This window comes from Streptomyces sp. MnatMP-M17, assembly GCF_900091995.1.
Classification (GTDB): domain Bacteria; phylum Actinomycetota; class Actinomycetes; order Streptomycetales; family Streptomycetaceae; genus Streptomyces.
On the sequence record NZ_FMDK01000326.1, the window covers coordinates 18,937 to 27,126 of the forward strand.

At 68.9% G+C, this 8,190-nt stretch carries 7 protein-coding genes; 4 read left to right on the top strand and 3 right to left on the bottom strand.

Going from position 1 to position 8,190, the window contains the following annotated elements:
* Window positions 1-139 precede the first annotated feature (139 nt).
* Window positions 140-2,767, bottom strand: a complete 2,628-nt coding sequence (locus GA0115259_RS15165) for an ABC transporter substrate-binding protein (protein WP_093596495.1) — start codon at window positions 2,765-2,767, stop codon at window positions 140-142.
* Window positions 2,768-3,089: 322 nt separating this feature from the next.
* Between GA0115259_RS15165 and GA0115259_RS15170 the strand changes: the two genes are divergently transcribed.
* Genes GA0115259_RS15170 through GA0115259_RS15185 form a run of 4 tightly spaced genes read left to right on the top strand, consistent with a single transcriptional unit; the run spans window position 3,090 to window position 7,023 of the window.
* Complete coding sequence (locus GA0115259_RS15170; RefSeq protein ID WP_093596498.1) at window positions 3,090-3,320, top strand: hypothetical protein; 231 nt, start codon at window positions 3,090-3,092, stop codon at window positions 3,318-3,320.
* A gap of 26 nt (window positions 3,321-3,346) precedes the next feature.
* Entirely contained in the window at window positions 3,347-4,168 is an 822-nt protein-coding gene (locus GA0115259_RS15175; protein WP_093596501.1) for a hypothetical protein, read from the top strand.
* Window positions 4,169-4,201: 33 nt separating this feature from the next.
* Entirely contained in the window at window positions 4,202-6,190 is a 1,989-nt protein-coding gene (locus tag GA0115259_RS15180) for a fumarate reductase/succinate dehydrogenase flavoprotein subunit (RefSeq protein ID WP_093596504.1), read from the top strand.
* The gene (locus GA0115259_RS15185) at window positions 6,187-7,023 is read left to right on the top strand and encodes a succinate dehydrogenase/fumarate reductase iron-sulfur subunit (protein WP_256098008.1); all 837 of its coding nucleotides are present in this window, start codon (window positions 6,187-6,189) and stop codon (window positions 7,021-7,023) included. The genes GA0115259_RS15180 and GA0115259_RS15185 overlap by 4 nt, the downstream gene beginning before the upstream one ends.
* A 59-nt stretch (window positions 7,024-7,082) precedes the next feature.
* Here the strand turns inward: GA0115259_RS15185 and GA0115259_RS15190 are convergent, their stop codons facing one another.
* Window positions 7,083-7,637, bottom strand: coding sequence for an isochorismatase family protein (locus GA0115259_RS15190; RefSeq protein WP_093596508.1), 555 nt, complete (start codon window positions 7,635-7,637; stop codon window positions 7,083-7,085).
* A gap of 138 nt (window positions 7,638-7,775) precedes the next feature.
* Window positions 7,776-8,190: MarR family winged helix-turn-helix transcriptional regulator (locus GA0115259_RS15195; protein WP_237540012.1), on the bottom strand; the 415-nt coding region annotated here is incomplete at its 5' end.

Here is an 8,190-nt window from a genome sequence, read left to right on the forward strand (position 1 = left end):
ACTGCCCGGGTCAAGGACGGATACGAGCTTGCCCGCCGGGCAGGCCGGCGGGCAAGCGAATTGATCAGGCGGTGAGCCGGTCGCACGGCGTTGAGCTGGTGCTTTTCCGCCGCTTCATGCTTAGCTCACTGTTCCTTCGCTACTTCTTCTTCTCCTCCTTGCCACCGGAGCCCGAGGTACCGGCGTTCGTGAAGCCGATGTCCTGGTACCGAGGCGCCGCGAGGCCGAAGGCTCCCGCGTTCACCACCTCCGGCTTGGCCGCGACCAGTTCCGGCCGCTGGAAGAGGGGGATGGAGCCGGCCGCGGCCCAGATCCGGGCGTCGGCCTGCTTGACCAGGGAGCGGCTGGCCTTCTCGTCGATCTCGGCCACCGCCCGGTTGAAGAGCTGGTCGATATGGTCCGTACCGACGCGGGTGTAGTTCTGCTCCACCAGCAGGGAGCCGTCGCTGGCGGGTACGGGCTTGGCGAAGATCGGCCGGCCGTCGGTGGCCGGGTAGGCGGTGGCCGGCCAGGAGTAGAGCGCCAGATCGTAGTCGCCGGAAGCGACATGGTCCTTGAAGTAGCCCTCGTCCGGCACCTTGGTGATCTCCGTCTTGATACCGATACGGTCCAGCATCCGCGCGATCCGCTCGCCGACCGTGCGCAGCGCCTCCGAGCCCTCGCCCGAGGGCAGTACGAAGCGCAGGGTGAGGGCCTTGCCGTCCTTGCCGAGCGGACCGGTCATCGGGGTGGACGAGCCCGAGACCGACGGGGTCGGGGCGGCGGCCGTGCCGCGCGGCGCATAGGCGCCCGGCTTCTTGTCCTCATCTCGGGCATAGCCGGCGTAGTGGGCGTGCCGGGCGGACCGGGCGGACCTGGGATCACGCACCGCGGCGGCCTGGCGGAGCAGTGTCACGCCGTGGAAGGCGGCGGCGGGCGCGGGCGCGAGGACATGGGTCGCGGACTCGGGACGTGGCGCCGTCCGGCCGTGCTTGCCGTCCTGGATGGGCTTGTCGTCCTGGATGGCCGGGTCGATCTCGCCGGGCTGGTGCTCGCGGCCGCCCAGGTGCTCCTGGGCCGTACGGTCCTCCTCGTCGGGCCGCAGCCCCAGGCCCGGCTTCGGCTGGGCGGGCTGCTGATCCTGGCCGGGCTTCCGCTTCTGACCGGGCTTCTCGTCGCCGACGATGACCGTGCCCTCGCTGGAGGGAACGTCAGGCTTGTCGTCCGCCTTCTCGTTCTTCTTCGCCTCCTCTTCCTCCTTCTTCGCCAGTTCCCGCTGCTTCGCGTCGTACTTCTTCTCGGCGGCCGACTTCTCCTTGGGCTTCTCCTCGGCCTCCTCCTCGTTCTCTTCCTCTTCGTCCTCGTCCGGCTCGGGTTTCTCGGCCTTGCTGCCCGCCTTCGCGCCGTCCTTCTTGAGAGCTCCGCCCGGCACCCAGCCCGCGTCGGCCAGCAGCGCCCGCGCCTCCTGGGTGTCCTGCTTGCCGAGCGCCGCGCTGCTGTCCGCGTACGCCTCCTGGCCGACCAGGGCCAGATGGCTGCCCAGCGGTCTGGCCGGCAGCCCGAGCGGCTTGAGTACGGTGTCGGCCAGTTCCTGGCGGTCGAGCGCGCGGGCGACGGCGCGCCGTACCCGCTCATCGGCGAGCGGTCCCTGCTCCCCGTTCAGCGCGAGCTGGGTGTAGGCCGGCTCCAGCGACTTGCGGACGACGAATCCGTGGAGCGTCTTCTGCTCCTTGGCGTAGCGGACGATGGCCGCGGCCGTCTGCTCACGTGCGATCTGCGCGGCCTCGGCCTTCTCCTCGTCCGAGCCGTTGGCCAGCGCCCAGGAGCGGAGCGCGGAGGCCGGTGTGATCGCGACACCGGGGCCATGGGTGAGCTTCTGCTCGCCGGAGCCACGGTCCCGGACCGCCAGGGCGATACGGTCCGCCGCGCTCTTGTCGATCTCGGCGAGGTCGAGCTTGCCGTCCGCGAGCGCCGACGCGCGTTTGCTCCTCGGCACCGCGCGCAGCACGAGCGAGTCCAGCTTGGCGGGCTCTCCCCACCAGCGGGCGCTGCGGACGAGGGTGACCTCCTTGCCCTTGCGGTCTACCTTCTTGACGCTGAAGGGCCCGGCCGTCGTCTTGAGACTGGACCTGGCCCCGTCGTTGAAGGAGTTGGGCGTGCCCGTCACATCCTTCGGGTAAAGAGGAGTGAAGAGGGCCCGCCAGTCCGCGTACGGCTTGCTGAAGGTGACTCTGACCTCAAGGTCGTTCGCGCCGCGCTCGATCTTCTCGATCCGTTCGTAACCGGCGTTGCGCGCGGTCCAGTACGCGGAGTTCTTGCCGCTCAGCGCACGCCACTGGGCCACGAAGTCGGGTGCCCCGATCTCACGGCCGTCGCTCCACACCGCCTGCTGATTGAGTTTGTAGAGCACGACCTGTTTGGGCTCGCGCTCGACGATCTTCGCGGATTCCAGATAGTCCGGATTGCGCTGCGGACGGCCTCGTTTGTCGAGCGTGAAGAGTGAGGGAAGTACGGCGGCGGCGATCCGGCTGGTGGAGCCGTCCGCGTCGGCCTGGAAGGCGTTGAGCGTCGAGGGCATGGTGTCGATCGCCCAGCGCAGGGATCCGCCCGCGGTGACATGGTCCCGTCCTGCCGCCGCGATGTCCGGGGCGGCGTCCGCGCTCGCGCCGTCGTCGTCCGAGGTGCACGCGGACAGGACGGGCAGGGCGAGCACACCGGTGGTGAGGAGCGCGAGGGAGCGGAGCGTTCGGGAGCATGTCCTCCCGCGTGGGGCGCCGACGTGGGACATGTCTAGTACCTCTTCGTCCTGTTTGTGGAATTTAGAGATGATCACACCTATTGCCCACCCACTGAAGTTGAAAGGCGCGGAACCGGCCCGGTGACACGTCGCCTCGTGTCGCAAACGCCACTCGCACGGTCCAACCGCTCCGCCGCACGGGCGACCGGCCCGCCACAGGAGCGGCCTGTCCACCGCGGGGGCGACCGGACCGCCGCACAGGCGACCTGTCCGGGCCCTTGTGAAAGGCGGGTGTGACGCGCGACACTCTCAGGCGCATACAGAGAGCCTGATCCACGCATGCCGCCCGCGATCGCGGAAGTGAGGGCAACTCATGTCCCTTCAGGACGATTTGACAGCGGTCAAGCGCTGCCTGGACGACCTGGTCCGTACGGTCGGACGGCTGGAGCAGAGTCTGGCGCGAGCCAGCGAGAACGAGTTCCGATCCCCGTCGGCCGGCCGCGCCGACGACCTGGTGACCATCTCCGACACTCCGTACGACAGCGCGCTGTGGACGGACTCGGACGACGAGGGCCTGGGTGTGCGCGACCGGCGAGCGCCCTGAGCCGTTAGCCCTCCCGAGGAGACCCGTTGGCCACCGGTACGCAACCCCCACCAGCCAGTACGGGTGTGCACGGCGCCTCGCGCGCCGCCATCGCACCTCGCCATCTGCGGACGGACCGCTGGTGGCTGGCGCCCGCCGCGACCGCCGCCGGGCTGCTCGCCTTCATCGTGTACTCGACCTGGCGGGCCTTCGCGAACAGCGACTACTACGCCGCGCCCTATGTCTCACCGTTCTACTCGCCCTGTCTGGCGGAGAACTGCGCGCCGATGCGGAACGGTCCCAACTGGGAGATCTTCGGAAGCTGGTGGGGCCTCTCGCCCGCGCTGCTGATCCTGATCTTCCCGCTGGGTTTCCGGCTGACCTGCTACTACTACCGCAAGGCGTATTACCGCGGCTTCTGGGCCTCACCGCCCGCCTGCGCCGTCGCCGAGCCGCACACGGCGTACACCGGTGAGACCCGCTTCCCGCTGATCCTCCAGAACATCCACCGGTACTTCTTCTACGCCGCCGTGCCGGTCGCCGGCATCCTCACGTACGACACCGTGCTCTCCTTCCGCGACGAGGAGTACGCCTGGGGCCATATGGGGCTCGGTTCGCTGATCTTCCTGGTCAATATCGGGCTGATCTGGGCGTACACGCTCTCCTGCCACTCCTGCCGGCACATCATCGGCGGCCGGCTCCGGCACTTCTCCAGGCATCCGGTGCGCTACCGGCTCTGGGGCTGGGTGGGCAGGCTCAACAACCACCATATGCAGCTCGCCTGGGCCTCACTGATCAGCGTCGCCGTCTGCGACTTCTATGTCTATCTGCTCGCCACCGGGGCCTTCGACGATCCGCGCTTCTTCTAGGAACTCTTCTAGGAACAGGGAGACCCTTCGGACATGACGCAACTCGAACGCCGTCAGTGGGACGTCGTGGTGGTGGGCGCGGGTGGCGCGGGACTGCGGGCCGCCATCGAGGCGCGCGAGCGAGGCGCCCGTACCGCCGTCATCTGCAAGTCCCTCTTCGGCAAGGCCCATACGGTGATGGCCGAGGGCGGTATCGCCGCCTCCATGGGCAATGTGAACGCGGGCGACAACTGGCGGGTGCACTTCCGTGACACCCTGCGCGGCGGAAAGTTCCTCAACCAGTGGCGGATGGCGGAACTGCACGCGCAGGAGGCACCGGACCGGGTCTGGGAGCTGGAGACCTGGGGCGCGCTCTTCGACCGTACGCCCGACGGCAAGATCTCCCAGCGCAACTTCGGCGGGCACGAGTATCCGCGGCTCGCCCATGTCGGCGACCGGACGGGCCTGGAGCTGATCCGTACGCTCCAGCAGAAGATCGTCTCGCTGCAACAGGAGGACTTCCGCGAGTACGGGGACTACGAGGCGCGCCTCAAGGTCTATCAGGAGTGCACGGTCACCAGGATTCTGAAGGACACCGGCACCGGCGCCGACGGGACTGAGGGAGATCAGGCGGACGGCGGGCGGGTCGCGGGCGCGTTCTGCTACGAGCGGGAGTCCGGGCGCTTCTTCGTACTGGAGGCTCCCTCCGTCGTCCTCGCCACGGGCGGTATCGGCAAGTCCTTCAAGGTGACCTCGAACTCCTGGGAGTACACCGGCGACGGGCACGCGCTGGCGCTGCTCGCCGGCGCTCCGCTGCTGAACATGGAGTTCGTGCAGTTCCATCCGACCGGAATGGTCTGGCCGCCGTCGGTGAAGGGCATCCTCGTCACCGAATCGGTGCGCGGCGACGGCGGAGTGCTGCGCAACTCCGAGGGCAAGCGGTTCATGTTCGACTACATCCCCGATGTCTTCAAGGAGAAGTACGCGGAGTCGGCGGAGGAGGGCGACCGCTGGTACGAGGATCCGGACCACAACCGGCGCCCGCCCGAGCTGCTCCCGCGCGACGAGGTGGCCCGCGCCATCAACTCCGAGGTCAAGGCGGGCCGCGGCTCACCGCACGGCGGTGTCTTTCTCGATGTCTCCAGCCGGATGCCCGCCGAGGTCATCCGCCGCCGGCTGCCGTCGATGTACCACCAGTTCAAGGAGCTGGCGGATGTCGACATCACGGCGGAGGCGATGGAGGTCGGGCCCACCTGTCACTACGTGATGGGCGGGATCGCCGTCGACTCCGACACGGCCGCGGCCTCCGGTGTGCCGGGGCTGTACGCGGCGGGCGAGGTGGCCGGCGGGATGCACGGCTCCAACCGGCTCGGCGGCAACTCCCTCTCCGATCTGCTGGTCTTCGGGCGCCGGGCGGGACTGCACGCCGCCGAGTACGCCTTGGAAATCGGTGCGGACGCGGGTGCGCGGCCGGCGCCGGACGAGGCGCAGATCGACGCGGCGGCGGCCGAGGCGCTCCGTCCGTTCGGCGGCGCGGAGGCTGAAGGTGCGGTGGTCGAGGGCGCGGTGGTCGAGGGCGCGGTGGAGAATCCGTACACGCTCCATCAGGAACTCCAGCAGACGATGAACGATCTGGTCGGCATCATCCGGCGCGAGGGCGAGATGGCACAGGCCCTGGAGAAGCTGGCCGCGCTGCGGACACGGGCCGAGCGCGCCGTGGTCGAGGGCCATCGGCAGTTCAATCCCGGCTGGCACCTCGCGCTCGATCTGCGGAACATGCTGCTGGTCAGCGAGTGTGTGGCGCGGGCGGCCCTGGAGCGCACGGAGAGCCGCGGCGGCCACACCCGGGAGGACTGGCCCGATATGGACCGCGACTGGCGCCGGATCAATCTGCACTGCCGGCTCACCGGAGCGACCGGTCCCGCCGAGGGCCGGATCGCGCTCTCGCGCCGGACGACCGAGCCCATACGTCCCGATCTGCTCGCCCTGTTCGACAAGGAAGAGCTGGTCAAGTATCTCGCCGAAGAGGAGCTTCACGAGTGAGCGCGAGTACGGGTAGCGCGAGTACGGGCACGAACGCGAGCACGGGTACGGGCGCGGGCGCGTCCGCCGCGTACGAGGCGAAGTTCCGGGTCTGGCGAGGCGACGCCGACGGCGGAGAGCTGACGGACTTCGCGGTCGAGGTGAACGACGGAGAGGTCGTCCTCGACATCATCCACCGGCTCCAGGCCACCCAGGCCGCGGATCTGGCGGTGCGCTGGAACTGCAAGGCGGGCAAGTGCGGTTCATGCAGCGCGGAGATCAACGGACGGCCGCGGCTGATGTGCATGACGCGGATGTCGGTCTTCTCGCGTGAGGAGACGATCACGGTCACTCCGCTACGGGCCTTCCCGGTGATCCGGGATCTGGTGACGGATGTGTCGTTCAACTACACCAAGGCGCGTGAGGTGCCGTCGTTCGTACCGCCGCCGGGCGTCGCCGCCGGTGAGTACCGGATGCAGCAGATCGATGTGGAGCGCTCACAGGAGTTCCGTAAGTGCATCGAGTGCTTCCTGTGCCAGGACACCTGCCATGTGGTGCGGGACCACGAGGAGAACAAGACCGCCTTCGCCGGGCCGCGCTTTCTGATGCGGGTGGCCGAGCTGGACATGCATCCGCTGGACGCCGCCGAGGAGTCCGGGCTCGACCGGAAGAAGACGGCTCAGGACGAGCATGGGCTGGGCTACTGCAACATCACCAAGTGCTGTACGGAGGTGTGCCCGGAGCACATCAAGATCACGGACAACGCCCTGATCCCGCTGAAGGAACGGGCGGTGGACCGGAAGTACGACCCGCTGGTGTGGCTGGGCAATAAGATCCGGCGCCGTAGCGAGTAGGACGCAAACACAGGGCTGGGCCGACGGCCGGCCCAGTTCTGTGTGCTCAGGTCGGCCGTTCAGCCGAGCAGCTTCACGATCGCGTCGGTGGTGTCGGTCTCGCCGAGCGCCGGGAAGATCTTCTCGACGGAGTTGCGGTGGGCGCCCTCGTCCGAGTCGGTGACCGCGTCGGTGACCACGGTGACGTTGTATCCGTGCTCATGCGCGGCACGGGCGGTGGACTCGACGCCCTTGCTCGTGGCGATGCCCGTCACCACGACCTGGGTGACACCGAGACGGCGCAGCCGCATATCGAGGTCCGTGCCGTGGAAGGCGCCCCAGGTCTGCTTGGTGACAACGATGTCGCTGTCCTGTTGCCCAAGTCCCGGCAGGAGATCCGCCCAGTCGGGGTCGGACGGGAGGCCGCCCGGTCGGCGGCCTTCGGTACGGCCCGGTGCGCCGCCGGTGACATTGACGAGTACGACGGGCAGGCCCTTCGCCCGGAAGGCGGCGGCGAGTTCGGCGGAGCGGGCCACGACATCGTCGGCCGGGTGGACGGTGGGCCGGGAGGCGATGCCCTTCTGGAGGTCGATGACGACCAGAGCGGTCTTGGGATCGAGAGTGGTGGCGGTCATGGTGCTACTCCTTCGGAAGTGCGTGCTCTGGAACTGTGGGCTCAGAAGCCATGTGCCCGGGAGCCATGTACCCGGGAGCCGTGGGCTCAGGAGCCATGTGGTCGGCAGCTATGTGCTCGGGAACCATGAGCCGTGGTCTCACTCGCGCCTCTCGACCAGCCGTTGCAGCAGTGCCGCCGCGTCGGCCAGGGCGCGGCGCTCCGCGCCGTCGAGTTCCTCGGCGATCGCCTCGGAGAGCCAGCCCTGCTTGGCCGCGCGGACCGCGGCGAGCGTGCCGCGGCCGGTGTCCGTGACCGAGACGACGGACTGCCGGCCGTCGTCGGGATCGGGCGTCCGCTCGATCAGGCCCTGTTCCTCCAGGACGCCGAGCGTGAGCCGCATCGACTGAGGACGTACATACTCCGCGCGGGCCAGCGCGGCCGTCGTGGACGGCCCTTCGCCGTTCAGCCGGGAGAGCACCGAACGCTGGGAGGGCGTGAGCCGGTCGTCGGGCGACGTCGTCCGCAGCCGCCGCATCAGCCTGCCGACGACAGCGGCAAGATCGGCGGGGACC

Bases quoted from the DNA above. Each gene is read 5' to 3' on its own strand.
- GA0115259_RS15190 (WP_093596508.1), bottom strand. From the start codon at position 7,637: ATGACCGCCACCACTCTCGATCCCAAGACCGCTCTGGTCGTCATCGAC.
- GA0115259_RS15180 (WP_093596504.1), top strand. From the start codon at position 4,202: ATGACGCAACTCGAACGCCGTCAGTGGGACGTCGTGGTGGTGGGCGCG.
- GA0115259_RS15170 (WP_093596498.1), top strand. From the start codon at position 3,090: ATGTCCCTTCAGGACGATTTGACAGCGGTCAAGCGCTGCCTGGACGAC.
- GA0115259_RS15165 (WP_093596495.1), bottom strand. From the start codon at position 2,767: ATGTCCCACGTCGGCGCCCCACGCGGGAGGACATGCTCCCGAACGCTC.